This is a genomic window from Vibrio harveyi NBRC 15634 = ATCC 14126 = KCTC 12724 (assembly GCF_001591145.1).
GTDB lineage: Bacteria > Pseudomonadota > Gammaproteobacteria > Enterobacterales > Vibrionaceae > Vibrio > Vibrio harveyi.
Genome location: NZ_BCUF01000002.1, coordinates 126,560 through 151,540 on the forward strand (window position 1 = coordinate 126,560; position 24,981 = coordinate 151,540).

25 protein-coding genes are annotated in these 24,981 nt (G+C 44.3%); 20 read left to right on the plus strand and 5 right to left on the minus strand.

What is annotated here, in order from left to right:
• Positions 1 to 2 precede the first annotated feature (2 nt).
• From ruvB to ybgF, 12 genes are all read left to right on the plus strand, one after another.
• The gene (gene ruvB, locus VHA02S_RS01630; protein ID WP_009698277.1) at positions 3 to 1,007 is read left to right on the plus strand and encodes a Holliday junction branch migration DNA helicase RuvB; all 1,005 of its coding nucleotides are present in this window, start codon (positions 3 to 5) and stop codon (positions 1,005 to 1,007) included.
• A gap of 461 nt (positions 1,008 to 1,468) precedes the next feature.
• Positions 1,469 to 3,055: a cytochrome ubiquinol oxidase subunit I gene (gene cydA, locus VHA02S_RS01635; RefSeq protein WP_005450312.1), complete on the plus strand. Its 1,587-nt coding sequence runs from the start codon at positions 1,469 to 1,471 to the stop codon at positions 3,053 to 3,055.
• 17 nt (positions 3,056 to 3,072) lie between these two features.
• A complete protein-coding gene (gene cydB, locus VHA02S_RS01640; RefSeq protein WP_005450311.1) occupies positions 3,073 to 4,209 on the plus strand; it encodes a cytochrome d ubiquinol oxidase subunit II in 1,137 nt (378 codons plus the stop codon).
• 12 nt (positions 4,210 to 4,221) lie between these two features.
• Complete coding sequence (cydX, locus tag VHA02S_RS01645) at positions 4,222 to 4,329, plus strand: cytochrome bd-I oxidase subunit CydX (protein ID WP_000270284.1); 108 nt, start codon at positions 4,222 to 4,224, stop codon at positions 4,327 to 4,329.
• Entirely contained in the window at positions 4,322 to 4,624 is a 303-nt protein-coding gene (gene ybgE, locus VHA02S_RS01650) for a cyd operon protein YbgE (RefSeq protein WP_017188312.1), read from the plus strand. The genes cydX and ybgE overlap by 8 nt, the downstream gene beginning before the upstream one ends.
• A 171-nt stretch (positions 4,625 to 4,795) precedes the next feature.
• Entirely contained in the window at positions 4,796 to 5,215 is a 420-nt protein-coding gene (gene ybgC / locus VHA02S_RS01655; RefSeq protein WP_005450307.1) for a tol-pal system-associated acyl-CoA thioesterase, read from the plus strand.
• On the plus strand, positions 5,205 to 5,903 hold the full coding sequence (gene tolQ / locus VHA02S_RS01660) for a protein TolQ (RefSeq protein WP_005450306.1): 699 nt from the start codon (positions 5,205 to 5,207) through the stop codon (positions 5,901 to 5,903). The genes ybgC and tolQ overlap by 11 nt, the downstream gene beginning before the upstream one ends.
• Positions 5,904 to 5,906: 3 nt before the next feature.
• Entirely contained in the window at positions 5,907 to 6,350 is a 444-nt protein-coding gene (locus VHA02S_RS01665) for an ExbD/TolR family protein (RefSeq protein ID WP_005450302.1), read from the plus strand.
• 13 nt (positions 6,351 to 6,363) lie between these two features.
• Positions 6,364 to 7,434, plus strand: coding sequence for a cell envelope integrity protein TolA (tolA, locus tag VHA02S_RS01670; RefSeq protein ID WP_005450300.1), 1,071 nt, complete (start codon positions 6,364 to 6,366; stop codon positions 7,432 to 7,434).
• A 10-nt stretch (positions 7,435 to 7,444) separates the two neighbouring features.
• Positions 7,445 to 8,797, plus strand: a complete 1,353-nt coding sequence (gene tolB, locus VHA02S_RS01675) for a Tol-Pal system beta propeller repeat protein TolB (RefSeq protein ID WP_009698274.1) — start codon at positions 7,445 to 7,447, stop codon at positions 8,795 to 8,797.
• A gap of 32 nt (positions 8,798 to 8,829) precedes the next feature.
• Positions 8,830 to 9,351: a peptidoglycan-associated lipoprotein Pal gene (gene pal, locus VHA02S_RS01680; RefSeq protein ID WP_005450296.1), complete on the plus strand. Its 522-nt coding sequence runs from the start codon at positions 8,830 to 8,832 to the stop codon at positions 9,349 to 9,351.
• A gap of 15 nt (positions 9,352 to 9,366) precedes the next feature.
• Positions 9,367 to 10,122, plus strand: a complete 756-nt coding sequence (ybgF, locus tag VHA02S_RS01685) for a tol-pal system protein YbgF (RefSeq protein ID WP_005450293.1) — start codon at positions 9,367 to 9,369, stop codon at positions 10,120 to 10,122.
• A gap of 72 nt (positions 10,123 to 10,194) precedes the next feature.
• Here the strand turns inward: ybgF and VHA02S_RS01690 are convergent, their stop codons facing one another.
• The 4 genes from VHA02S_RS01690 to ptsP form a co-directional block, all read right to left on the minus strand.
• Complete coding sequence (locus VHA02S_RS01690) at positions 10,195 to 11,172, minus strand: KpsF/GutQ family sugar-phosphate isomerase (protein WP_017819044.1); 978 nt, start codon at positions 11,170 to 11,172, stop codon at positions 10,195 to 10,197.
• Between the two features lie 85 nt (positions 11,173 to 11,257).
• Complete coding sequence (locus VHA02S_RS01695; protein ID WP_017819045.1) at positions 11,258 to 11,716, minus strand: heme-degrading domain-containing protein; 459 nt, start codon at positions 11,714 to 11,716, stop codon at positions 11,258 to 11,260.
• 1 nt (position 11,717) lies between these two features.
• Positions 11,718 to 12,758, minus strand: a complete 1,041-nt coding sequence (locus tag VHA02S_RS01700) for an oxidoreductase (RefSeq protein ID WP_038898158.1) — start codon at positions 12,756 to 12,758, stop codon at positions 11,718 to 11,720.
• 68 nt (positions 12,759 to 12,826) lie between these two features.
• Positions 12,827 to 15,334, minus strand: a complete 2,508-nt coding sequence (gene ptsP, locus VHA02S_RS01705) for a phosphoenolpyruvate--protein phosphotransferase (protein ID WP_038898157.1) — start codon at positions 15,332 to 15,334, stop codon at positions 12,827 to 12,829.
• A 431-nt stretch (positions 15,335 to 15,765) separates the two neighbouring features.
• Between ptsP and VHA02S_RS01710 the strand changes: the two genes are divergently transcribed.
• From VHA02S_RS01710 to VHA02S_RS01740, 7 genes are all read left to right on the plus strand, one after another.
• Positions 15,766 to 16,839 carry a PTS fructose transporter subunit EIIC gene (locus VHA02S_RS01710; RefSeq protein ID WP_038898156.1) on the plus strand — a complete coding sequence of 358 codons (1,074 nt, stop codon included), beginning with the start codon at positions 15,766 to 15,768 and terminating at the stop codon, positions 16,837 to 16,839.
• Positions 16,840 to 16,942: 103 nt separating this feature from the next.
• Entirely contained in the window at positions 16,943 to 17,266 is a 324-nt protein-coding gene (locus VHA02S_RS01715) for a PTS fructose-like transporter subunit IIB (RefSeq protein ID WP_038898155.1), read from the plus strand.
• A 133-nt stretch (positions 17,267 to 17,399) separates the two neighbouring features.
• Complete coding sequence (locus VHA02S_RS01720; RefSeq protein WP_017819048.1) at positions 17,400 to 19,700, plus strand: formate C-acetyltransferase; 2,301 nt, start codon at positions 17,400 to 17,402, stop codon at positions 19,698 to 19,700.
• The gene (locus VHA02S_RS01725; protein ID WP_038898154.1) at positions 19,666 to 20,541 is read left to right on the plus strand and encodes a [formate-C-acetyltransferase]-activating enzyme; all 876 of its coding nucleotides are present in this window, start codon (positions 19,666 to 19,668) and stop codon (positions 20,539 to 20,541) included. Before VHA02S_RS01720 ends, VHA02S_RS01725 begins: the two co-directional genes overlap by 35 nt.
• Before the next feature lies 1 nt (position 20,542).
• Positions 20,543 to 21,406 carry an SDR family oxidoreductase gene (locus VHA02S_RS01730; protein WP_029789023.1) on the plus strand — a complete coding sequence of 288 codons (864 nt, stop codon included), beginning with the start codon at positions 20,543 to 20,545 and terminating at the stop codon, positions 21,404 to 21,406.
• A 103-nt stretch (positions 21,407 to 21,509) separates the two neighbouring features.
• Positions 21,510 to 22,187 carry a fructose-6-phosphate aldolase gene (locus VHA02S_RS01735; protein ID WP_017819051.1) on the plus strand — a complete coding sequence of 226 codons (678 nt, stop codon included), beginning with the start codon at positions 21,510 to 21,512 and terminating at the stop codon, positions 22,185 to 22,187.
• Between the two features lie 68 nt (positions 22,188 to 22,255).
• The gene (locus VHA02S_RS01740; RefSeq protein ID WP_102949571.1) at positions 22,256 to 22,651 is read left to right on the plus strand and encodes a PTS fructose transporter subunit IIB; all 396 of its coding nucleotides are present in this window, start codon (positions 22,256 to 22,258) and stop codon (positions 22,649 to 22,651) included.
• Between the two features lie 3 nt (positions 22,652 to 22,654).
• Here the strand turns inward: VHA02S_RS01740 and VHA02S_RS01745 are convergent, their stop codons facing one another.
• Positions 22,655 to 23,524, minus strand: coding sequence for an AraC family transcriptional regulator (locus tag VHA02S_RS01745; RefSeq protein ID WP_038898152.1), 870 nt, complete (start codon positions 23,522 to 23,524; stop codon positions 22,655 to 22,657).
• 329 nt (positions 23,525 to 23,853) lie between these two features.
• Between VHA02S_RS01745 and VHA02S_RS01750 the strand changes: the two genes are divergently transcribed.
• Positions 23,854 to 24,942 carry a glycerol dehydrogenase gene (locus tag VHA02S_RS01750; protein WP_038898151.1) on the plus strand — a complete coding sequence of 363 codons (1,089 nt, stop codon included), beginning with the start codon at positions 23,854 to 23,856 and terminating at the stop codon, positions 24,940 to 24,942.
• Positions 24,943 to 24,981: the final 39 nt, after the last annotated feature.

The window sequence follows — 24,981 nt, forward strand, 5'->3', positions numbered from 1 at the left end:
ATATGATTGAAGCCGATCGTTTAATCGCTCCAGAAAATCCTTCGTTTCGTGATGAAGATGTTATCGACCGTGCGATTCGTCCTAAGAAACTGGCAGATTACCAAGGTCAGGATCACGTTCGTGATCAGATGGAGATTTTCATCAAAGCCGCTCAATTGCGAAATGAAGCGCTTGACCACCTTTTGATTTTTGGTCCTCCGGGCTTGGGTAAAACCACGCTTGCGAATATCGTCGCCAATGAGATGGAAGTGAACATTCGAACCACTTCTGGCCCAGTGCTTGAGAAAGCAGGAGACTTGGCGGCGCTGCTGACTAACTTAGAAGAAAACGATGTGCTGTTCATTGATGAGATTCACCGCTTAAGCCCGATGGTTGAAGAGGTGTTGTATCCAGCAATGGAGGATTATCAGTTGGACATCATGATTGGTGAAGGTCCTGCAGCACGCTCTATCAAAATTGATTTGCCACCTTTCACTTTGATCGGTGCAACGACGCGTGCAGGTTCTCTGACTTCGCCACTTCGTGACCGTTTCGGTATTACGCAGCGTCTTGAGTACTATAAAGTAAAAGACCTGCAAGATATCGTTCAGCGCAGTGCCGATTGCTTGGGCTTGTCGATGGAATCAGAAGGTGCATTGGAAGTTGCTCGCCGTGCTCGTGGTACACCACGTATTGCTAACCGACTATTGCGCCGTGTTCGTGACTATGCCGAAGTGAAAGGTAATGGTCATATATGTGCTGATACAGCAGACAAAGCGCTGAACATGCTTGATGTGGATGCAGAAGGCTTTGATTACATGGACCGTAAGCTGTTGCTTGCGATCATGGAGAAATTTGGTGGTGGACCTGTCGGTTTAGACAACATGGCAGCCGCGATTGGTGAAGAGAAAGACACCATTGAAGACGTTCTTGAGCCATATCTAATCCAACAAGGCTACTTGCAACGCACTCCTCGTGGTAGAATTGCCACAGATCGCGCTTATCTGCATTTCGGAATTGAAAAGTAAGATTCCATCGCTGGGCGCTTAGCGCTCAGCGTTTCACCAATGTTGACCAACCTCTCATTTATTAAATCTCTTCTAATACTAAATAGGTAATAGAAACTTATAGATTGTTAACTCTATGTTCTTGCCTAACTGATTATTTTCTCTCCTGATTACTCTCTATTAACATACTCATCGAATATCGATTGACCTGGATCAATGTGATGGATTTTTGTGCAAAATCAGCGCATAAAGATTGATGTATATCAAAGCGGTTTCCCGCCATAAACCTTTTGAAACAAACTGTTTTTACAAGTAATATTAGACCCAGCTATATTAGCTGATGCTTAACAATTAACTAACCAATGAAGCACATTTTTGCAACAAAGCGTTGTGATAATTCAACATTTTTCAAGTGTGAATAACACTTGTGTATGGATTGCAATATGTAGAGAGTGTCATTCAGCCGACACATAGGAGTTACCATGATTGACGTAGTTGATCTGTCGCGGTTGCAGTTTGCACTGACAGCGATGTATCACTTCCTATTCGTACCATTGACTCTTGGTATGGCCTTCCTTTTGGCCATTATGGAATCGATGTACGTAATGACGAACAAGCAAATCTACAAGGACATGACCAAGTTCTGGGGTAAGCTGTTCGGTATTAACTTTGCACTTGGTGTGGCTACCGGCCTTACCATGGAGTTCCAGTTTGGTACGAACTGGTCTTACTACTCCCACTATGTAGGTGACATCTTCGGTGCACCACTGGCGATCGAAGCACTGGTTGCTTTCTTCCTGGAGTCAACTTTTGTTGGTCTATTCTTCTTCGGGTGGGATCGTCTATCTAAACGTCAACACTTAGCGGTAACCTGGTTGGTTGCTCTGGGTTCTAACTTCTCTGCACTTTGGATTCTTATTGCGAACGGCTGGATGCAAAACCCAGTTGGCGCTGAGTTCAACTTTGAAACCATGCGTATGGAAATGGTGAGCTTCGCAGACGTTGTTCTAAACCCTGTAGCGCAAGTTAAATTTGTACACACAGTAGCGTCTGGTTACACATGTGGTGCAATGTTTGTTCTAGGCATCAGTTCTTACTACTTATTGAAAGGTCGTGATGTGGCGTTCGCTCGTCGTTCGTTTGCTATCGCAGCTTCTTTCGGTATGGCAGCAATCCTGTCTACTATCGTGCTAGGTGATGAATCTGGTTACGAGCTTGGTGAAGTTCAAAAAGTGAAGCTTGCAGCAGTCGAAGCTGAGTGGCACACAGAACCAGCACCAGCGGCGTTCACACTGTTCGGTTTACCAAACCAAGAAACAATGAACACCGATTACGCAATTAAGATCCCTTACGTTATGGGTATCATCGCGACACGTTCATTTGATGAGCAAGTAACAGGTCTGCACGACTTACGTGAAGAGCACGTTGACCGTATCCGTACTGGTATGTACGCATATGAATTGCTTGAAAAACTGCGTGCAGGCGACAAGTCTGAAGCAAACATGACTGCGTTTGACGAAGTGAAGGGTGACCTAGGTTATGGTCTACTTCTAAAACGTTACACAGAAAACGTTGTTGACGCGACAGAAGACCAAATCCAAGCTGCTGCAGATGATTCAATCCCAACAGTATGGCCGCTATTCTGGTCATTCCGTATCATGGTTGCGTGTGGCTTCATCATGCTATTCGTATTTGGTGCATCATTTATCCAAACATGTCGTCAGAAGATCGAACAGAAACCATGGATTCTTAAAGCTGCATTGTTCAGCATTCCACTTCCATGGATTGCGATCGAAGCAGGTTGGTTTGTTGCTGAGTACGGCCGTCAACCGTGGGCAGTAGGTGAAATCCTACCGGTACACGTTGCGGCTTCAGCACTAACAGCAGGTGAAATCTGGACTTCACTATTTGCAATCCTAGCGCTGTACACTGCATTCCTAATTGCAGAAGTATACCTAATGGTGAAATTCGCTCGTAAAGGTCCAAGCAGCCTGAAAACTGGTCGCTACCACTTCGAGCAAAACGCTGACTCTGTTGAAGACAAAGTTAGCCGCCAAGTAGAAGCGTAAGGTAAGGAGACAACAAGATGTTTGATTACGAAATCTTGCGATTCATCTGGTGGGTACTGATCGGTGTTCTACTAGTTGGTTTCGCTATTACTGACGGTTTCGATATGGGTGTAGGCGCGCTTGTACCTGTTATCGGTAAAAACGACACACAACGTCGTGTAATGATTAACTCAATCGCTCCGCACTGGGATGGTAACCAAGTTTGGCTTATCACTGCTGGTGGTGCATTGTTCGCAGCATGGCCTTTGGTTTACGCGACATCGTTTTCTGGTTTCTACCTAGCGATGATCCTAACTCTAGCGGCACTTTGGCTACGTCCGATTGGTCTTGATTACCGCTCAAAAATCGAAGATCCAAAATGGCGTAACACTTGGGATATCTGTATCTCAATCAGTGGCTTCGTTCCACCAATCATCTTTGGTGTAGCGTTTGGTAACCTTCTACAAGGTGTTCCATTCCAGTTGAACGAATTCCTAATGCCAACGTACCACGGTTCATTCTTTGGTCTACTAAACCCATTTGCTCTACTATGTGGTCTAGTAAGTTTGTTCATGATCCTGATGCAAGGTGCAACTTGGCTTCAAATGAAGACAACTGGCGAAGTACATACTCGTGCTCGTAATGTGGCTCAGCTAACAGGTCTACTAACTGTTATTGCATTTGTGGTTGCTGGTTTCTGGATCCAAAGCATCGAAGGCTACGTTATCGTAGGTGGCATCGACACTGCAGCGGCTTCTAACCCTCTAAACAAAGAGGTTATCCGTGAAGCTGGTGCGTGGATGAACAACTTTGAAGCTTACCCACTACTATGGGCTGCACCTGTACTGGGTGTTGCTATGCCGCTACTAGCTGTATTGGCATCTCGCCTAGAGAAGTGTGGTATCGCGTTCCTAACGTCAAGCCTTGGCAACGCTGGTGTTATCTTTACTGCTGGTATCGCAATGTTCCCATTCGTAATGCCTTCAGACCTAATGCCAAGCCAAAGTCTGACAATGTGGGATGCAACTTCATCTGAACTGACTCTGAACCTAATGACAGGCGTAGCGTTTGTTATGGTTCCTATCATCCTTGCTTACACGTCTTGGACTTACTACAAGATGTTTGGCCGCTTGGATGACCAGTTCATCGAAGAAAACAAAAACTCACTATACTAAGGAGCTATTACTATGTGGTATTTCGCATGGATTCTAGGTGTACTACTTGCTTGTGCATTCGGTATCATCAACGCTCTTTGGTTAGAGCACTCAGAAATGATGGATAAAGACAGTGAGTAATCTCGCTGACAAGGTAGCGAAACTTCACGCACCAATGGACAAGACTCTGCTAAGAGTCTTGGCCTTAATCCTTGGCTTTATGCATGTAGGGTTGGTGATGTGGGATCCGAACGCATACCATCGAGAAATTGGTGGCTTTAATGCGTTTATCGCACCAGCGCTGATTTGGGCAGTGTGCTCAAGCATGGTATATGGTGTGGGCTTCAAGCCAAGAAATTGGTACTGGCAGGTGCTGTTCAGTCCTTATTTCTCGCTCGCTATCTTAATTTATCTAACTGCACTGTATTTCATGTAAGCGTTACAGACTGAAATAAAGTCGGTTACTAAATCATCGAATAAAAGCCAGACTCATAGTCTGGCTTTTATTTTTTCTACAAATTTCAAAAATATTCCCTTAGCTCAGTACCAATTGCTGTCGCTTCAGTTATAGTAATTGCTTTAAAGAATTGAATATATTGGTACTCCCTTGCAAGGCACATCAAATTCCTTCCGCTGGCCAATCACGGTGTATTACGAAGACACTGATGCGGGCGGCGTCGTCTATCACTCAAATTATTTAAAATTCTTTGAACGTGCGCGTACTGAGTTATTGCGTGCAAAAGGCATTTCTCAAAATCTGTTGTTGGAACAAAATATAGGTTTCGTTGTCCGACACATGGATATCGATTTCAACCAAGGGGCTAGATTGGACGAGCATTTGACCGTTCTTACCCGAGTGTCAGAAATAAAACGTGCGTCTCTGCAATTCTGTCAAGAGTTAGTCAATGATGAAGGCAAAACATTGTGCAAGACAATTGTTAAGGTAGCATGTATCGATAATAAGAAAATGAAACCAATAGCTATCCCATCTTTTATCAATTCGGAGCTAACAAATAGTGACTGCTGATATTTCCATTTTAGATCTCTTTCTTCAGGCCAGTCTGTTGGTAAAGCTTGTGATGCTGACACTACTCGGTATGTCTGTCGCATCTTGGGCAATGATCATCAAGCGCAGCAAAGTGTTGTCTCAAGCATCGAAAGATGCCGAGTCATTTGAAGACAAATTCTGGTCAGGTACTGATCTTTCTCAGCTTTACCAAAAGGTAAAAGCCCGTAAAGATGACATTACTGGCACAGAAGAAATCTTCTACGCAGGTTTTACAGAGTTTGCACGTCTACGCAAAAGCAATGCGAATTCTCCAGCTTACATCATGGAAGGTACGGGTCGTGCGATGCGTGTCTCCGTTGCTCGTGAAGTCGATGAACTGGAAACGAGCCTACCATTTCTTGCCACAGTTGGTTCAATTAGCCCGTACATTGGTCTATTTGGTACTGTTTGGGGCATCATGCACGCCTTTATTGCACTAGGTGAAGTGAAGCAGGCGACACTTTCTATGGTGGCTCCTGGTATCGCAGAAGCACTGATTGCAACTGCTATGGGTCTATTTGCCGCTATTCCAGCAGTAATGGCTTACAACCGTCTAAGCAACAAAGTAAGTAAGTTAGAGCACACTTACGCGACTTTCTCTGAAGAATTCCACAGCATCCTGCACCGTCAAGCGATGGCGGGTAGAGACAGCGCAAGTAAGGAATAAGGCATGGCGGGTTACCAACCTAAAAAGCGTAAAATGACAGCAGAGATCAACGTCGTGCCATATATCGACGTCATGCTCGTATTGCTGATCATTTTTATGGCAACCGCTCCATTTGTCACCCAAGGTGTTGATGTAGATCTTCCACAAACATCGACAGCTGAATCGATGCAAGATATAGCGGGTGATACAGACAGCAGCTTTATCATCATTGAAATTGATCGCGACGGGAATTTAGGTCTGAGCGTGAATGACGAAGAGGTTCAGCGCGGTCTATCACTACAAGACGTGATTGTACGAGTGAAAGCAGAACGCTCTATCAAGCCAGATTCACCTGTTGCGGTGGGCGGCGATGCGGCGACGCCATATGCTGACGTTGTACTTTTGCTTGACGAGTTAAGTCGTGCAGGCATCCCAAAAGTGGGTCTGATGACCGATATCAAGGAATAGACATCGTACATCTATGAAAGACAACAAGAAGAAACGCAAAGAATACACCAAGCCGATAGCGATATCGGTTGGTTTGCATGCGCTGTTAGTCGTTGCTCTACTTTGGGGTACAGATTTCACAATGTCTAAGCCGGAACCTACGGGGCAAATGGTGCAGGCAGTGGTCATTGACCCTAAACTTGTTCAACAGCAAGCGAAAGAGATTCGTCAGCAACGCGAAAAAGCGGCAAAGAAAGAGCAAGACCGTCTTGATAAGTTGAGACGTGAAGCTGAGCAGCTTGAGAAAAATCGCAAAGCAGAAGAAGAACAGATTCGTAAACTGAAAGAGCAACAGGCGAAAGATGCCAAAGCCGCTCGCGAAGCCGAAGCTGCTCGTAAGAAGAAAGAGCAAGAGCGTAAGGCAGAGGAAGAACGCACTCGTAAAGAAAAAGAACGTGCAGCAAAAGCAGAAAAAGAACGTAAAGCCAAAGAAGAGGCTGTACGTAAAGCTGAGCAGCAACGTATTGCTAAAGAAGCTGCCGCAGCAAAAGCGGAACAAGAGCGTGTAGCGCGCGAGAAAGCTGCGAAAGAAGCAGAAGAGAAAGCGCGTCGTGAACGTGAGGCCGCAGCAAAAGCAGAGCAAGAACGTATTGCGAAAGAAAAAGCCGCGAAAGAGGCCGCTGAAAAAGCGCGCAAAGAAAAAGAGCGTCTTGAGCGATTAGAGCGTGAGCGTAAAGAGCAAGAAGCAGCGTTGGATGACATCTTTGCTGGATTGGAAAGTGAAACAAGCGCAAACCAGCAGGCTCAAGGGCAATTTGTTGCTGATGAAGTCTCTCGTTATAGCTCTATCTATACTCAGCTTATTCAAAGCAAACTGCTAAAGGACGATTACCTATTGGGAAAGGAGTGTAGAGTTAACATTAAGCTGATTCCTACGGGTGCTGACATGATCGTTTCGTCAGTCAATGTGCTTTCTGGTGACTCTAGAGTATGCGCGGCTGCAAAGAGCGCAATCGCACAAGTGCCGAGTTTTCCAATATCTACTGATTCAACAGTTAACCAAAGGCTGAAGGACATTAACCTTACGGTCGCACTACAACAATAAGGGATAAGCCGTGATTAAACGCCTTTTACTAGGAATGTTTGTACTGCTTGGCAGTCTAACGAGTGTGGCTCATGCTGCACTAGAGCTGGTGATTACTGATGGTATTGATTCAGCACGACCAATTGCTGTTGTTCCATTCAAATGGGAAGGCAGTAAACCTCTTCCAACTGATATTTCAGCTGTGATTGCTTCTGATTTGCAACGCAGTGGTAAATTCAGCCCTGTACCAACGAGCAAAATGCCACAAACTCCATTCAATGAATCAGAGGTGAACTTTGATGCGTGGACTGGCCTTGGCGTTGATGCTCTGCTAACTGGTTCAATTAAGCAAAACGAGCAAGGCAACTATGTGGTTAACTACCAATTAGTGGACGTTGTTCGTGGTCAACTAACGGGCGGTCAGAGTAAAGCTCTTGGTGGTGATGGTGAGCTGGTACTTTCTAAAGATCATGTTCTTTTCAATAAAGTAGCAACGGTTGAAGCTCCACGCATGCGTGAATACGCGCACCGCATTTCTGACCTTGTTTACGAGCAACTTACTGGCGAACGGGGTGCATTTATGACGCGTATTGCTTACGTTGTTGTAAATGACAAAGATCGCTTCCCATACCAACTTCGCGTTGCGGATTACGATGGTTACAACGAACGTTTGGTACTTCGTTCTAAGCAACCGCTTATGTCTCCTGCATGGTCACCAGATGGCCAGAAGCTAGCATACGTGAGCTTCCAAAATGGTCAGGCTGAAATCTTCATCATGAACATCTATACCGGTGAGCGTGAGAAGGTAACGTCATACCCTCGTCATAATGGTGCGCCAAGATTCTCGCCGGATGGCAGTAAACTTGCTTTGGTACTGTCTAAGACAGGTTCACTTCAGGTTTACACCTTGGATCTAAAAACACGTAAGCTGACACAAATTACGCGTGGCAGATCAAATAATACAGAACCGTTCTGGCACCCCGATGGCAAATCACTGATTTTCACATCAGACAGGGGTGGTAAACCTCAGATTTATCAAGTAAATTTGGGCAGCGGTTCAACTAACCGCTTGACTTGGCAAGGCAGTCAGAACTTGGGTGGACAAATCACTCCTGACGGTCGATTCCTTGTCATGGTGAATCGCAGTGATTCGGGCTTCAACTTGGCTAAACAAGATTTGGAAACAGGTGCTCTTCAGGTGCTAACAAAAACGTTGCTTGATGAGTCTCCGAGCATTGCCCCAAATGGTGGCATGGTTATCTATAGCTCGATTTACAACAAGAAAAACGTACTATCGATGGTGTCAATTGATGGTCGATTTAAAGCTAGATTACCGGCAACAAATGGGCGTGTAAGAGCTCCCGCATGGTCACCGTTTTTGTAGTAAGAAAAAATTGATTAATAAAGGAAAATAAGATGCAACTGAACAAGGTTCTAAAAGGGCTACTAATCGCGATTCCTGTGATGGCTATGACAGCATGTAGTTCAAGCGATGACGCTGCTTCTAACACTGGTGCAGAAACAAACACTGGTGCTGCAGAAACAACAGTAGTTACTCCGATCGATCAAAACGGTCAGCTAACGGAGCAAGAGCTAAAAGAGCAAGCGCTACGTGAAACTCAAACTATCTACTTCGCATTTGACAACTCAACAATTGCAGGTGATTACGAAGAAATGCTAGCAGCTCACGCTTCTTACCTAAGCAAGAACCCTGCTCTAAAAGTAACTATCGAAGGTCACGCTGATGAGCGTGGTACTCCTGAGTACAACATCGCACTAGGCGAGCGTCGTGCAGAAGCAGTATCAAACTACCTACAAGCACTAGGTGTACAAGCTGACCAAATCTCTATCGTTAGCTACGGTGAAGAGAAGCCACTTCTTCTAGGTCAATCTGAAGAAGTTTACGCTAAGAACCGTCGTGCGGTTCTAGTATACTAATTCGAGGTAAACCTCATGTTCAGTAACACTAAGCGCGCTGTTACGCTTACGTTACTGGCAAGTGCAGCGAACTTCGCGTTCGCTGCACCAGCTCCAGTATCAGATCTCAACAGCACGTCATCAGTATCTACTCGATCTTCTTCAGAAACCGACATCGAGCGTTTAGAGCGCTTGCTGCAAAATCGCAACCGCGTTCAGCTTCAAATGCAAGAGCAAATTGACCAAATGTCACAAGAGATCAGTGATCTACGTGGTCAGTTAGAGCGTAATAGCTACGAGATGCAGCAAATGCTGAAACGTCAGCGTGAGCTGTTTGTTGAGCTTGATCGAGTGCGTGGCGAAATGAAAGCCGCACCTGTTAAAGAAACGAAACCAGCAGAGACGGGTGGTAAGTACACATCGAATGCCGATGAACAAACGGCTTACCAAGACGCGGTGGATTTGATCCTTAAAAAACGCGACTACACCGGTGCTATCGCTGCATTCCAACAGTTCCAAAAGGACTATCCTGATTCAACATATTCTGCGAACTCACATTACTGGCTAGGTCAGTTGTACTTCGCGAAGAAACAGGATAAAGAAGCTGTGAAGAGCTTTGCAGCCGTGGTTTCTTACAAAGATTCCAACAAGCGTGCAGATGCATTAGTCAAGCTAGGCGATATTGCTGAGCGTAACAACAATGCAGCGCAAGCGAAGAAATACTATCAGCAAGTGGTGGATGAGTACCCAGGCAGTGCATCGGCGAAAGTCGCTAGCTCTAAGCTGAAGTAAAACAACAAAAGGGAGCTCAGGCTCCCTTTTCTATTTCTGGTACTAGTAAAATCCCGTCAAAGCTTGGATTTACTAATAGATCCCTGCCTTTTGGATCGTATGCTGGTTAATTACTCCTACAAATACTCCGTCTTCGGTTAATACGGGGAGAGCAGTAATGGCGTTTTCACTCATCAACGCCAAGGCGTCAACGCAAAGGCTGGAATGCTGGACCGTGATTGCTCCCGGTTTCACCAAACTCTTAATAGCAGTACTTGGTGTTACACCTTTTGCGAACGCTCGTCGCAAATCACCATCCGTGAAGACTCCTCTTAAATTCCCTTGTTCAGCTATTGCAATTAACCCATAACCTGTTTGGCACATTACACTTACTGCGTCTTGTAATGTCGCATTGGGTGAGCAATGTGCGCTTTTGTGTTGGTCGTCTAACAGTTGTCCTACATTGGTTAATAGCCTGCTACCAAGTGATCCCGCAGGGTGAGATAGTGCAAAGTCATTCTGATCAAATTCTCGCATCGTCATCACTGTAATGCCGATAGCGTCGCCCAATAACAAGGTGTTGGTGGCGCTTGCGGTAGGTGCTAGACCAAGAGGGCATGCTTCCTTCTTAGCGGCGATGTCTAAGGTGATATCGCATTCTTTCGCTAAAAAACTATTGAGATTTGCGGTGACGCCAATAGTGGTAATTTTTTGGCGCTTTAGAAGCGGTACCATCATTTTAAATTCATTGGCTTCACCGGAGTTAGAAATCAGAATAACTACGTCGCCTTGGCGAGCCATCCCTAGGTCACCGTGTAGTGCTTCTGCTGGGTGAACAAAGAAAGCCGGTGAGCCCGTTGAAGCAAAGGTCGCTGCGATTTTTTTGCCGATATGACCAGACTTACCGATGCCCGTAATGATGACCTTACCTTCGCAATTGAGAATAGCTTTGCAAGCCTCTGCGAATGAAGTGGTCAGAGAGTCGAGTAGCAACCGAGCTTGGTCTAGCTCTTGTTCAATAACGCCGCGTCCTAATTGGCAAATATCTTCCGTGGAGTGCTGCTTATGCATATTGATTTCCTAACGTATTAAACATTTCATGCTGAGAAGGAGAAGAATAATAAAACTCTTGATGGTTTTCTGTTAAGAAAGTCATTTAGCCTAAGAAGGATTCAAGAGTTTCTATCACCAACAAATGGTCTTCGTACTGCGGTAACCCGGATACGGAAATACTACCAACAACACCGACGTTTCTTATAGAGAGAGGAAAGCTTCCTCCGAACGGCGCAAATTGTTTTGGATCCACAAGAGAAGCTTCTTCTATGCTTTTCCCCTTAGTTTTAAAGTACTGACCCATATACCAAGAGCTGTGTTGGTATCTGACCACAACATTACGCTTTCGAGCTATCCATTCTTGGTTGTCGATAGAGGTACCAGGCATCGCATATGAAAATAGGCAATGTCCGTTCAAGGTGATATCAATCGCAACGCTTGCCCCTTTATTTTCTGCATTTTGTTTAATTAGATTGCCTAGCTGCCATGCGATATTTGGGTTGAACTCGGTGAACTGAAGCCTGTCTTCTTGTGCGAGTAGTAAGTCTAAGTCTGTGATCATGCTACACCTCAGTAAGTTTGATTGTCCGTTGCTGTTGTGAGCTTGAGTAAGCTGCTTCTATGATACGAATTACGTCTAGTGCTTGCTCTAGTGATACAGGTAAATCGTCACCTTTTCGAATCGACTTCGCAAGTTGTTGATAGAAAGCTTCATAGCCACCTATCTGAGTCTCTATTGTGGAAACCTGCCCTTGATGACTGGTGATAGTGGCGAAGTACTCTGGTCGATCTTTACCCCAACCATATGTTTCTGGACCTTGTTTATTCCGCAAAAAGTCTTCTTGGGTGCCCATCCCATATTTAATCAGGCTCGTATCTTTAGCAAAGATTTGGAACCTTGGTCCTTCGGTTGTACTTAAACAGTTTCCATGCAAAATGACCTCGTGCGTGGGGTAATTGAGAATCAAATGGAAATGGTCAACAGCTTGGGAACCTGACCGTTGATTTCTCAATACTGCAGTGACGCTTTCTGGTTTGCCAAATAGGCACAATGCTTGATCAATGAGGTGAGCTCCTAGGTCGTAGAGAATGCCGGAGCCAGGTAAAGCTTGTTCGCGCCAACGGTCTTTGACTTCAGGACGAAAGCGATTGTAGCTTGAGTAAAAGGTATGAATGCCTGGAAGTTTTCCTTGCTCAATGAGTGCTTGAATAGTCTTGAAATCCCCATCGTAACGTCGGCTTTGGTAGACTGATACTCGTTGATCTGATTGTTTAGCAAGTGCGATTAGTTCTTTGCCTTCTTGGACTGAAACGCAGAAAGGCTTCTCGATAACTACATGTTTTCCCGCCGATAATGCAAGCTTGGCTTGAGGGACATGAAGGTTATTGGGTGTTGAGATAATGACTAACTCGATACTTTCATCAGCAAGCATTTCGTTAATCTCAGAATAAACTTTTACATCTGTTAGTTGAGTATGAACTTTTTGTGCATTACTTGAGACAACGGCAACAAGATCTAACTCTTTACAGAAATTGATGATAGGAGCTTGGAAACATTGACCTGAAATGCCAAAACCAACAATGGCGGTTTTAATTGGAGTCATGGGCAATCCTAAAAAAGGCAGCACCACCGGAGAAGTTGATACTGCCAAAATGCAAAATGGGGGAAGGCTTAGTTCAGTTCAAGTTCTTGTTTTAGCAAAGCCTCAATCTGATATGAGGTTTCTGCTGTCATGAGCTGATCTCGGAAATCAGCGTGCATTATCTTTCTCGCGAGTTTGGAAAAAATCTTCATATGCTGATCGCCTGCAGCATGTTTGTTGAGAGTGAGCATAATGACAAATTGTGCTTCTTCATCCCCCCATTCAATCGATTTTGCAAGTCGGCATACGCTGATCGCAGATTGCTCGATATGTTCACTCTTAGTGTGCGGAATCGCAAAGCCAAAGCCAAGTCCAGTAGAAAAGACATCTTCTCGAGCCCATAAGTCATCCGCCAGTTTATTTGGGTATCGGCAGCGACCGGTTAAGAACAAATTGTCTGACAGTGTTTTGATCACTTCCTCTTTGTTTCGTAGATCTCTATCCAGGCTAATACAATCGGCAGAAACCATTGGCGCTTCAGACTGAGTCATACGGAACTGAGCAAGCACATGCTCAACCTCTTGGATCGTTCGACATTGCATCGCTTTGTTGAGCAGTTGACGACATTCGCGGCTATCAAGTTTCGCAATGCGCTCTTTGGTTGCGGGAATACTTGGTGAGCTCATGCTTATTTCGTCGAGACCTAGACCAACAAGTAGAGGGAGTACCGAGCCTTTGGCACCAAGTTCGCCACATAGCCCAATCCATTTGCCGTGTCGATGAACTTCGCGAACCACATGATCCAGAGTGCGCAAAAAAGCAGGGTTGAGGCTGTTGTAACTAGCCGCCACTTTAGCGTTATCGCGATCCACTGCCATTAGGTATTGAGTTAAGTCGTTGGATCCAATGGAGAAAAAGTCTATTTCCTCGCAGCATTGATCAATGATGAAAGCGACAGATGGAACTTCTAACATGATGCCTAACGGAACTTTTTCAGCAAAAGGAAGGGCTTCTTTACGTAGCTCTTGGCGCACTTCAGCGAGAATATCTTTTACCCACAATATTTCTTCTAAAGAGGAAATCATAGGGATCATAATTTTTAGGTTTCCATGAGCAGAAGCTCGTAAGATGGCGCGCAATTGAGTTTTGAACATCTCAATAAACTCGGGGTAGATCCGTACCGCACGGTAGCCTAGGAATGGATTGTTTTCTGCTGGAATATTCAAGTAATCAACAGGCTTATCACCACCGATATCAATAGTTCGAACGATGATGGATTTTCCATTTGCAGCGTCACACGCTTGACAGAAAATGTTGTACAACTCATCTTCATCTGGCGCGCAGGTTCGATCCATATAAAGCATTTCTGTGCGGAACAAACCGACGGCTTCTGCGCCGTTTGCGAAGGCGGCTTTCGCTTCTACTGAGTGAGCAATATTGGCTGCAACTTCAAGAACTTTTCCGTCGAATGTTTGTGCTGCTACATCACGAAATTGTGCTTGTCGGCTAGAGACAATTTCTTTCACTTTACTTTCTTGAACATAGTAACGTTCCACAGATTCAGCTATCTCTGTCACCACAATTCCGAGAGTCCCATCAACAACCACTTCCTCGTCTAGAAGATCAGTTAGGCGAGAACCTTCAACCCCCACAATCGTCGGAATTGCGAAAGAGCGCGCTAAAATTACGGTGTGTGAAGTATTTCCTCCATGAGAGAGGATTAAACCTTTCAAGAGAGACTTATCTAACTCAAGAAACTGACTAGGGGTAAGATCGTCAGCTAAGCAAACAGTAGGCTGTGTGAGCTTGTTTTGACTGCCAAAACGTTCATCACCATAAATGCTTTGCAGTAGCTGGTAGCACACATCACGAATGTCTAATTCACGTTCACGCATATAAGCACTCGATGAGTTCTTCATAACTTCACCAAAGTGTTTAGCAGTGGCAATAATCGCGTCTGCACTGCCTCGTCCTTCAACCAGGTTGCTCGCGATGGTTTGTCTAAACTCTTCATCTTTAGCGATTGATAGGTGTGCTTTGAGCACTTCGCCTTCAGTGTGTTCAGAAGAGTTCAACTGAATCGTCAGAGATTTAACGACAGCCTCCAAGCCCGAATTGAGTTGTGAACGCTCTTCATTAAGAGATTTTGCTGGTGGTAAGTCAGTGAATGCATCAAAGTTAATCGCTCCTATTGCCTTTAATACGCCTTGACCAAAACCTTCGCTGACACTGCGACCTCGAATATGAGCCACATTTAAATTCGAAAAGTTCCTTGGAAGAGGATCAAGGTTTTCATCTTCTTGAGGCGTTGTAGCAAGTGGGGCGTCGCAATGAGGAAACTCGTTAGTAATAAACTGTTTTAGTTGCGTCAACGCATTGTCTTCATCTTGACCTTCGATAGTAATCAAGCACTCATCACCTAACAGCGTATCGGTACTAATTAGAGAGAGTACGCTTTTCGCATTTCCACTCATCCCTGTACGTTGGTTTTGCCATGTAATAGAAGAATCAAAGCTATTACAAACCGCTTCAACATGACTCGCTGGGCGAGCGTGAACTCCATTTGGAAGTTCGCAAGAGAAAGAAAAAGATTTCATTTCATATTGTCCTTTTACTTTGGCAATGGTCACTGCCTTTCGTTATGCATTCACAATATCAAAATAGACAGTACAAACTATGGGACAAAACTACGAAAAACTGGATTTTTGTTAGGTTGAAAATTAACTGTGATATATCTCAAATTTATAGTTAAAAATGTGACCTTAAACATGGGTTAGGTTTGATTTTTACTTTTTGTGTAACATAAGTGTATGTATTTGAAGGTTTTAATTGTTCTTGTTTCATTCTGGGTATTTTTCGAGATACAGATCAACTTTTCTTTTTAATCGAACAAAAATCCAGTAAATAGAACTTTTGTCCTCTAACTGAATAGTACTATTGCTCACTATATTAGATACCAAAGCACGGCCGGCTGAAGTTTTAACCCTTTACGTGAAACAGTTTAAAAAACTTATCCAAGGAGAAGTCTATGAAAGACTTAATCTCAATACTTAAGGACACTCGCCAACACTTGATGACTGGTGTCTCTCACATGATCCCATTTGTGGTTGCTGGCGGTATTTTGCTCGCAATGTCGGTCATGCTTTACGGAGAAGGTGCCGTTCCAGAAGAGGGCTCGTGGTTACACGATCTGTTCTTCATTGGTGTTGCTGGTTTCCAATTGATGGTGCCGATTCTAGCCGCTTACATTGGTTACTCAATCGCTGATCGCTCTGCCTTAGCACCCTCTGCGATAGCGGCTTTCATCGGCGCAAATATGTATAACACGGGCTTTTTTGGGGCAATTTTTGCCGGTCTGTTAGGTGGTATCGTGGTGTTCTACCTGAAGAAAATCAAAGTTCCATCTTACGCTCGCTCTGTAATGCCGATCTTCGTGATTCCAATCATTGGTACTTTCATCACCGCTGGTGCCATTGTATGGGGGATTGGTGAGCCAATCGGTGCAGCGACTGCAGCTCTGACGGATTTTCTTAAAGGTATGCAAAACGAGAGCATCGTTCTTCTCGCTGTCATCATGGGTCTTATGATCGCCTTTGATATGGGTGGTCCTGTCAACAAAGTTGCGTATGCGTTCGTCATTATGTGTGTTGGTGAAGGTATCTATAACGTAGCTGGTATCTCCTCCGTTGCTGTGGCAGTGCCTTCTATCGGTATGGGTCTAGCAACATTCCTCAATAAAAAGCTTTACGACTACAGCGAGCAAGAAGCAGGACGAGCTTCGATTCTAATGGGCACGATGGGTATTACGGAGGGGGCTATTCCTTTCGCAGCTGCTGATCCATTGCGTGTGCTGCCGTCCATCATGATTGGTACAGCAATTGGCTCTGCAACAGCAGCGGTGCTTGGTGTGAAAAGTTATGCAGCTTGGGGTGGCTTAATTGTACTTCCTGTGGTTGAAGGTCGCTTTAGTTTCATTATCGCACTTGCTGTTGGCTCATTGGCGACTGCTTTGTTGGTCAACTTCTTGAAAGCACGTCGCCCTGTCACGCAAGAAAAAGAAGAAGAGTCCGATGATTTAGATCTTGATATCGAGATTGGTTAATCCGCAGAACAGGCTTATAGCTTGGTGAGCTGAATGACCGCCAAGGTAAATACAAAACAACGAAAAATTAAGAGTTCTCCAAAACAATATAGGAAACAAAATTATGACTTCTATCGTAGCAGTAACAGCATGCCCTTCAGGTGTTGCACATACATACATGGCTGCTGAGGCCATCGAAGCAGCAGCAAAAGCCAAAGGTTGGTCTTGCCAAGTGGAAACACAAGGTTCAATTGGTATCGAAAACGAGTTAGATGAAAGCACGATCAAAACCGCTGATGTCGTCATTCTTACCAAAGATATCGATATCAAAAATGCTGAGCGCTTTACAGGTAAAACCATTGTACGCATCGGTGTCAGTGATGCTGTAAAACGTGCATCTGCCGTGATGGATAAGATTGAAAAGCATCTTGAATCAGTAGCAGCTTAGCCTCCCACTAAATTACAGAGCAGAGAAATTTTGGTCTCTCTGCTCTGTATAGCTCAGTGACTCTCGTTAGGGTTTCTTAGCTATACAAAACCATTAAATCGCTCAACAACTAGGTATTCTCAGGAGTCTATATATGAGTACCCCACGCATAGAACGTCTTAAGTCCGCACTGTTTGCCGCAAAACGCGAAATCTCATTGGAACGTGCACTGTTGTACACAGAAAGTCATAAGCAAACAGAAGGAGAACCGACATTAATTCGTCGTGCAAAAGCAACTGCCTATGTGATGGACAATGTTGAAATCTCTATTCGTGAAGATGAGCTAATTGCTGGTAATCGAACGGTACAACCAAGAGCGGGTATTGCTTCTCCTGAAATGGACCCTTATTGGATTGAGAAAGAGTTAGATATTTTCGAATCTCGCCCTCAAGATAAATTCTTTGTTTCTGAGCAAGACAAAACAACCTACCGTGAGCAATTACTACCTTACTGGGCTGAACGGTCGATGAAAGACTTCATCAATGCTCAAATTCCGCTAGAGGTAAAATCTGCTGTTGGTCAAAAGATCTTTAGTGTTAACCAAACAGACAAAGGTCAAGGTCACATTATTATCGACTTTGATCGTCTGCTAGATAACGGTTTAGGTTCGCTTCTCGATGAGCTGCAAAGCTTGAGTTTTAGCCAGCCAGAGAACGAATTCTTCAAGTCAGTTGTGATCTTGTTGGAAGCGTCGATTCGTCATATTCATCGTTATGCCGAATTAGCCGAGAACATGTCGCAAGCCACTGATAACGAACAGCGTAAGCAAGAGCTGATTCAGATTGCGGCTATTTCTCGCAAAATTGCAACAGAAGCTCCAGATGGTTTTTATGAAGCATGCCAATTGTTCTGGTACATGAACATTATTCTGCAATACGAATCGAATGCGAGTTCTTTATCGCTGGGTCGCTTTGATCAATATATGTTGCCATTTTACGAGCAATCGTTAGCACGAGGTGAGTCTCCTGATTATCTTCGTGAGTTGTTGGAAAGTTTGTGGATCAAGACCAATGATATTGTTCTGTTACGTTCTTCAGGTAGCGCCAAGTTTTTTGCGGGTTTCCCTACGGGTTACACGATTCTATTAGGTGGTTTGAGCGAAGTAGGGCGCAGCGCTGTTAATGCACTATCCACATTATGTTTGGATGCCTACCAAAGTGTGCAGCTGCCTCAACCTAACTTGGGTGTGCGCGTAAACGAGTTCATGGATCGTGGCTTCTTAATGAAAACCGCAGAAACGATTCGTTTGGGGACGGGGATTCCTCAAATCTTTAATGACGAAGTGGTCGTGCCTGCCTTCCTAAATCGTGGTGTGTCGCTAGAGGATGCACGTGATTATTCGGTGGTTGGTTGTGTGGAGCTGTCGATCCCAGGCAAGACTTATGGCTTGCACGACATCGCTATGTTTAACCTCCTGAAGGTCATGGAACTCGCGATGCAACGTCATGCAAACAACCCAGATATTACCTTTGACAGCTTGATGAGTGATATTCATCAAGACATTAAGCACTACGTCAAGTTGATGATTGAAGGCTCTAACATCTGCGATGTTGGTCACCGTGATTGGGCTCCAGTGCCGCTTCTTTCATCATTTATCAGCGATTGTATCGAGAATGGTAAAGACATCACATACGGTGGAGGGCGTTACAACTTTTCTGGTGTTCAAGGAATTGGTATCGCTAATCTGTCTGATTCTCTCCATGCACTTAAGCGTTATGTATTCGAAGAAAAACGCTGCACGTTCAAAGAATTTATCGCCACATTAGATAGCAACTTTGAGGTGCCAAACGGTGAAAAAGTCCGCGCTCGTTTGATGAATAAGTACGAAAAGTACGGCAACGACATTGATGAGGTGGACGCTCTGGGCTCTGAGTTATTGCGTTTATTCTGTAAAGAGGTAGAGAAATACGATAACCCTAGAGGCGGAAAGTTCACCCCGGGCTCCTACACCGTATCTGCTCACGTGCCGCTCGGTGCTGTTGTGGGCGCTACTGCTGATGGACGTTTGTCAGGAGAACAGCTTGCTGATGGTGGTTTGTCACCAATGTTAGGAAAAGATCAATTAGGTCCGACAGCCGTTCTAAAATCAGTGAGTAAATTAGATAACTACTTGCTGTCCAATGGCAGTCTTCTCAATGTGAAATTCACACCTGCAACGTTAGAGGGGGATCAAGGTTTAAGCAAACTGTCCGATTTCATCCGCGCATTTATGAAGCTCAAGTTACAACATATTCAATTTAATGTGTTGAACGCTGAGACACTGAAAAAAGCGCAAGAAAAGCCAGAGGACTACTCAGGGTTGGTCGTTCGAGTAGCTGGCTACAGTGCTTTCTTTGTCGAGTTATCGAAAGAAATTCAAGATGACATCATTCGAAGAACTGCCCATGAGCTGTGATCAAGCTAATGGAAGCAAAAGTAGCGCGCGGATATTCAATATTCAGCGCTACTCACTCCATGACGGGACAGGGATTAGGACTGTGGTGTTCTTCAAAGGTTGTCCTTTGAGTTGTCCGTGGTGTGCCAACCCAGAGTCACGTTCACACAAAATCACTTATATGCGTCGTAAAGCACTATGCCTTGAGTGTGATGAATGTGAAATGGATGTTGAAGAGTGCCCAAGTGGAGCGTACGAGCAAGTGGGCACGGACATGACTTTGGATGAAGTGATAGCACAAGTTGCAAAAGATGATGTGTTTTTTAATACCTCAAATGGCGGTATCACGCTTTCTGGTGGAGAAATCCTTACCCAAGCGCATTTTGCCATCGAGCTTCTGACCAAACTAAAGCAACTTGGTTATCGCACCGCTGTTGAAACTTCTGGTCATGGTAATAGCACGCAATTGAGTCGTATTGGAGAGTTGTGTGATGAAGTGTTGTTCGATTTTAAAATCATGGATGCACAAAAAGCTAAAAGCGTGATTGGGCTCAACGTGGAGAAAGTACTTGGAAACTTCAAGATGTTGGTTGAGCAGAAATGTAACGTAATTCCACGTTTACCACTTATCCCCGGTTATACCTTGGACTTAATCAATATTGAAAGTGTTTTGCGCTTTTTAAAACCTTTCAATATCAGAGAAATTCATCTGTTGCCGTTCCATCAATACGGCGCAAACAAATATGAGACTTTAGGGATGGAGTATCTAATGAAAGACATTCCCGTTCCTACTCAATCTGAAGTGGAAGCCATCCGCAGCCATATACAGGCTAGTGGATACCAAGTAGTCATTGGAGGCTAATATGAAAAAGAAAATACTGATCACTGGTGCGAGAGGCTTCTTTGGGACGCGTTTTATCAACCGTTATCGCAATGAGTTCGATATTTTGGGGTTAGACGTTGAGCAACTTGATATCACCAATAAGAGTGCGGTCGATACAACATTCGCTGAATTTAAACCTGATTTCGTGATTCACGCTGCGGCAATTGCAGTCACGGATTTTTGTAACCAACACCCAGACATTGCGCACAAGGTGAATGTTCAAGGGGCAATTAATGTAGCGAACGCATGTAAAGCAAATGGTTCAAAACTCGTGTTCATCTCTACTGAACAAGTCTTCAATGGGAATATCGAAGCAGGACCATATAGTGAGCAAGATACGCCAGTACCAGACACTGTATATGGTCAAAATAAGCTAGAAGCAGAAGGTGAGTTGCGTTCTATTTTGGAAGACATGTGGATTTTGCGTTTTACCTGGCTATTTGGGTTACCTGAGCGAAATACCACCATTAATCCAAATGTGGTTTGGAATGCGATGCAAGCTTTAACAAACGGTGAAGTGATGCAAGAGCGCAGAAATGAGTTCCGTGGATTAACTTATGTTCATGAACTTATAGAGCAGTTTCCAAAAATCTTCACCATTCCATACGGCACTTACCATACGGGGGCAAATAACCCGGCAAGTCGTTATGAGATTGCTGAGCATATTTTGACCGAGTTGGGGCAACAAAGTCGCCTCGATCATCTACTTCAAGTGAATGACGCGCGCAAAACTCGAGATGTCAGACTCAACACCAATAAGTTGGCTGGGCAAGGAGTCGTGTTTACAGAGAGCAAAGCCGCAATCACTAAATGCTTACAAGAATTTCATTACATTTCTGCCTAATGGGCGGGAATGTAAACGATTTATAGACATTATTCTTCAAGAAAAAGATTCAGGCGAGTACTCCAAACAATTGAGTGGTCGCTGTTAAATTAGGAGTAGTACCATGATATTCATGCTAGATACGGCAAACATTGCTGCGATCAAAAAAGCAGTAGACCTTTATCCGATCGAAGGTGTAACGACCAATCCGTCAATTATTGCGAAAGAAAAACGCCCACTGAAAGAAATCTTATTAGATATCCGTGAGATAATTGGTGATGAGCGTATGTTACACGCGCAAGTTATGGGTAAAGATGCGGAAACTATGCTGAAAGAAGCCAGAGCACTGCGTTCAATTGATCCAGAGATCATCATCAAAGTGCCGGTAACGCCGCAAGGTATTAAAGCAATGAAGTTGATTCATGAAGAAGGCTACCGCATAACAGCCACTGCGATCCTGACTCCGCAACAAGCGCTTATGGCAGCGAAAGCAGGAGCGGAATTCCTTGCTCCTTATGTGAATCGTTTAGATAACATTTGTGGTGATGGTGTCGCTGTTGCGGCGGAAATGGCACAAATCATCGATAACTACCACCTTGATGCGAAAGTGCTTGGTGCTTCATTTAAAAATGTTCAACAAGTCCATCAATTGGCGCTGGCTGGCATTCACTCTGTGACCATTGCCCCGGATGTTTTTGACCACCTGCTTGTGCATCCATTAACTGACTCGGGGGTATCGGGGTTTGTTTCAGATTGGGAAACGGTTTACGGCGAGGGCACTAACGTTCTTGATGTTCTTTAATGTGATCCAGTACACGCTCTAATAGTTTGTAGACTTGGTTGTAACGTAAAAGCTGACCAAGATTAATAATGACCATGCTTAATGAGATTAAACTCATTTATAAGCTTGGTCATTTTTGTTTTTATATTATGGAAATAGTTGGTGTAACCGCATGTATTAGCGGTGTAGCGCATACTTATATGGCAGCTGAAGCGCTCGAAAAATTAGGGCGTAAGCTCGGTCACAAGGTGACAGTAGAAACCCAAGGCGCTTTGGGTAGCGAAAATCAGTTAACGCAAGATCTGATTGATGGTGCAGATGTCGCAGTGATCGTTTCTGATATTAACATTGAGGGCGCGGAACGATTTGAAAACAGTCGAGTTGTGCGTTGTTCTATTGCTCATTTTCTACGTAGTACGGAAGAGGTGATGAGCGCTATCGATAAAGTTCGTCAAGCGCCCCGAGGTGCTGAAATTAGTTTTTGAACATTAATCTTCTTCAACATGAGCGCTGAGGTATTGCGCTCGATACTCTGATGGCGAGCGCTCGGTTTGCGCTCGAAACACACGACAAAAATAGTTACTGTCTTTAAAGCCACAACGGTGCGCGACTTCTTTTACCTTCATATTGTATTCGACCAACAAAAACTTAGCGCGCTCTAAGCGAATGTGATTCAAATATTCATTGAACTTAATCTGTCCTTCCTTTTGGAACAGTTGTGAAAGGTAGTTCGGTGACACATAGAAGTGCTCGGCAACCGATTCACGAGTCAAAGGCTCTTGATAATGTTGTTCTAGGTAATCTCTCACCGATTCAAATAGCGCATGACTTTTTGAAGGCGTTTCAAGTGGTTGTTCGATAAGATCCACGATGTGGCTAAACAGCGAACTAACCAATAGTTTCATTGTTGCTTGTGACTCTATCTGTCGAGTCAATTCTTCTAGGGCATTAAGAATAAACGTGCCGACACGAGGTCCCCGACGTAAAACCGTTTCTTTGATCGCGGAGTCGAACTTCTCACCATCCCAACTTAACAAACTTAAGCCAAAACTTTGCTTACCAGCCATCACAGTCATAGTGACAACGGGTTTGCTTCCCCAGCTTGGTTGGTTCCAACTTTCTGCTGGTAAGTAAATCACGTCACCTTGCTTGAATACTCTTTTTTGTTCTACGCCGGTTTGGCTCCCTAGCTCCATCTCTAGCTCACCGAATAACACCATTTCAATACGAGGAAAATGGACTTGAAAGGCGAGTTGAGGTGGCTTAGGCAAGTTGCCTGCGCAAACCACATTACTGATTTCCCCACTGAGGTCTTTGTAATGATGAAGAGATTCAAGCAGGTAGTTTTTGTCGAGCATCAAGAGTAACCGAGTGAGCAAATAACAACATCAGTGTATGTCATTCAAGTGTGTCGCTGCTAGATACAATTTTCTCTATTTGTGAAGCGATACTGCTTTGAAATAACAAGAGGTAATAATAAGTGGCTTTATATAACCTCATTAATTTTTAATAACTTAGGTGGTTATTTGTATCGCCATCACAATTTGACTTTCTAAAGACAAATCTCCAGTTAGACGAACAAATATGCTATGTGATGAAGAGGTTTTGCTTGCTATTTTGAGGTAATTCCAAGTCGAGATGTGCTCTCGAATACAGCAAAAATTAAATCAGTTATCTAGGAGTTACCATGCTAACAACAACTATATTTCCAGGTCGTTATGTTCAAGGTAAAGATGCTCGAAAACAACTCGGAGCAGAACTCAATCGCTTTGGCAAAAAAGGTCTGATGATCTGTGACCCATTTGTTTATGACACATTACTTTCTGAGTTTGAACCTTATCTCGAGACCGTTGAAGTTGAGGTGGTCCGGTTTGCTGGTGAATGCTGTGACGAAGAAATAACACGTCTGACAACCATGTTGAAAAGCTTTGAGGGTGAGTTTGTGGTTGGCTTAGGTGGCGGTAAAACCATTGATACCGCGAAAGCAACATCCTATGAAGCGAGAGTTCCTGTGGCTATTGTACCGACATTGGCGGCGAGCGATGCGCCATGCAGTGCGCTATCCGTTATTTACACTCAAGAAGGAGAGTTTAAGCGTTACCTTATCCTTCCTCAAAACCCGAATCTTGTCTTGGTCGACACACAAATCATTGCCAAGGCACCTGTTCGACTACTCATCGCTGGGATCGGTGATGCGCTAGCAACATGGTTTGAAGCAGAATCATGCCAGCAAAGTTTTGCCTCGAATATGACAGGTCACGTCGGTTCTTTATCTGCATACGCCTTAGCGCATTTATGTTACGACACTTTGCTTGAATACGGCGTAATGGCTAAAACATCGAACGAACAAGGTGTGGTCACTCCTGCGCTCGAACGCGTTGTTGAAGCAAATACGTTGCTTAGTGGATTAGGTTTCGAAAGTGGTGGTCTTGCTGCCTCTCATGCGATTCATAATGGCTTAACAGTATTGGAACCAACACATGCGTTCTTGCATGGTGAAAAAGTCGCATTTGGTGTGCTCTCTTCTCTATTCCTTACTGACAAATCGGCTCAGACCATCGCAACTGTTTATGACTTCTGCGAAAAAGTAGGCTTGCCCACGACTCTGTCTCAAATCGGTTTAGAAAATGTATCCGATGAAGATTTATTGGCAGTAGCTGAAGCCGCATGTGCAGAAGGGGAGACTATTCACAACGAACCTCGAGCTGTCACTCCAGATATGGTGTTTGCAGCGATGAAAGCGGCAAATGCAGAAGGGTTACGTCGCAAGATCTAGCACTGCTTATCATTACATTCAGCCCCGCTTTTTCCTGCA

Excerpts from the sequence above, each read along its gene's own strand:
- ruvB (WP_009698277.1), top strand. The coding sequence starts at position 3 with ATGATTGAAGCCGATCGTTTAATCGCTCCAGAAAATCCTTCGTTTCGT.
- cydA (WP_005450312.1), top strand. The coding sequence starts at position 1,469 with ATGATTGACGTAGTTGATCTGTCGCGGTTGCAGTTTGCACTGACAGCG.
- cydB (WP_005450311.1), top strand. The coding sequence starts at position 3,073 with ATGTTTGATTACGAAATCTTGCGATTCATCTGGTGGGTACTGATCGGT.
- cydX (WP_000270284.1), top strand. The coding sequence starts at position 4,222 with ATGTGGTATTTCGCATGGATTCTAGGTGTACTACTTGCTTGTGCATTC.
- VHA02S_RS01665 (WP_005450302.1), top strand. The coding sequence starts at position 5,907 with ATGGCGGGTTACCAACCTAAAAAGCGTAAAATGACAGCAGAGATCAAC.
- tolA (WP_005450300.1), top strand. The coding sequence starts at position 6,364 with ATGAAAGACAACAAGAAGAAACGCAAAGAATACACCAAGCCGATAGCG.
- pal (WP_005450296.1), top strand. The coding sequence starts at position 8,830 with ATGCAACTGAACAAGGTTCTAAAAGGGCTACTAATCGCGATTCCTGTG.
- ybgF (WP_005450293.1), top strand. The coding sequence starts at position 9,367 with ATGTTCAGTAACACTAAGCGCGCTGTTACGCTTACGTTACTGGCAAGT.
- VHA02S_RS01690 (WP_017819044.1), bottom strand. The coding sequence starts at position 11,172 with ATGCATAAGCAGCACTCCACGGAAGATATTTGCCAATTAGGACGCGGC.
- VHA02S_RS01695 (WP_017819045.1), bottom strand. The coding sequence starts at position 11,716 with ATGATCACAGACTTAGACTTACTACTCGCACAAGAAGACAGGCTTCAG.
- VHA02S_RS01700 (WP_038898158.1), bottom strand. The coding sequence starts at position 12,758 with ATGACTCCAATTAAAACCGCCATTGTTGGTTTTGGCATTTCAGGTCAA.
- ptsP (WP_038898157.1), bottom strand. The coding sequence starts at position 15,334 with ATGAAATCTTTTTCTTTCTCTTGCGAACTTCCAAATGGAGTTCACGCT.
- VHA02S_RS01710 (WP_038898156.1), top strand. The coding sequence starts at position 15,766 with ATGAAAGACTTAATCTCAATACTTAAGGACACTCGCCAACACTTGATG.
- VHA02S_RS01715 (WP_038898155.1), top strand. The coding sequence starts at position 16,943 with ATGACTTCTATCGTAGCAGTAACAGCATGCCCTTCAGGTGTTGCACAT.
- VHA02S_RS01720 (WP_017819048.1), top strand. The coding sequence starts at position 17,400 with ATGAGTACCCCACGCATAGAACGTCTTAAGTCCGCACTGTTTGCCGCA.
- VHA02S_RS01725 (WP_038898154.1), top strand. The coding sequence starts at position 19,666 with ATGACATCATTCGAAGAACTGCCCATGAGCTGTGATCAAGCTAATGGA.
- VHA02S_RS01730 (WP_029789023.1), top strand. The coding sequence starts at position 20,543 with ATGAAAAAGAAAATACTGATCACTGGTGCGAGAGGCTTCTTTGGGACG.
- VHA02S_RS01735 (WP_017819051.1), top strand. The coding sequence starts at position 21,510 with ATGATATTCATGCTAGATACGGCAAACATTGCTGCGATCAAAAAAGCA.
- VHA02S_RS01740 (WP_102949571.1), top strand. The coding sequence starts at position 22,256 with ATGACCATGCTTAATGAGATTAAACTCATTTATAAGCTTGGTCATTTT.
- VHA02S_RS01745 (WP_038898152.1), bottom strand. The coding sequence starts at position 23,524 with ATGCTCGACAAAAACTACCTGCTTGAATCTCTTCATCATTACAAAGAC.
- VHA02S_RS01750 (WP_038898151.1), top strand. The coding sequence starts at position 23,854 with ATGCTAACAACAACTATATTTCCAGGTCGTTATGTTCAAGGTAAAGAT.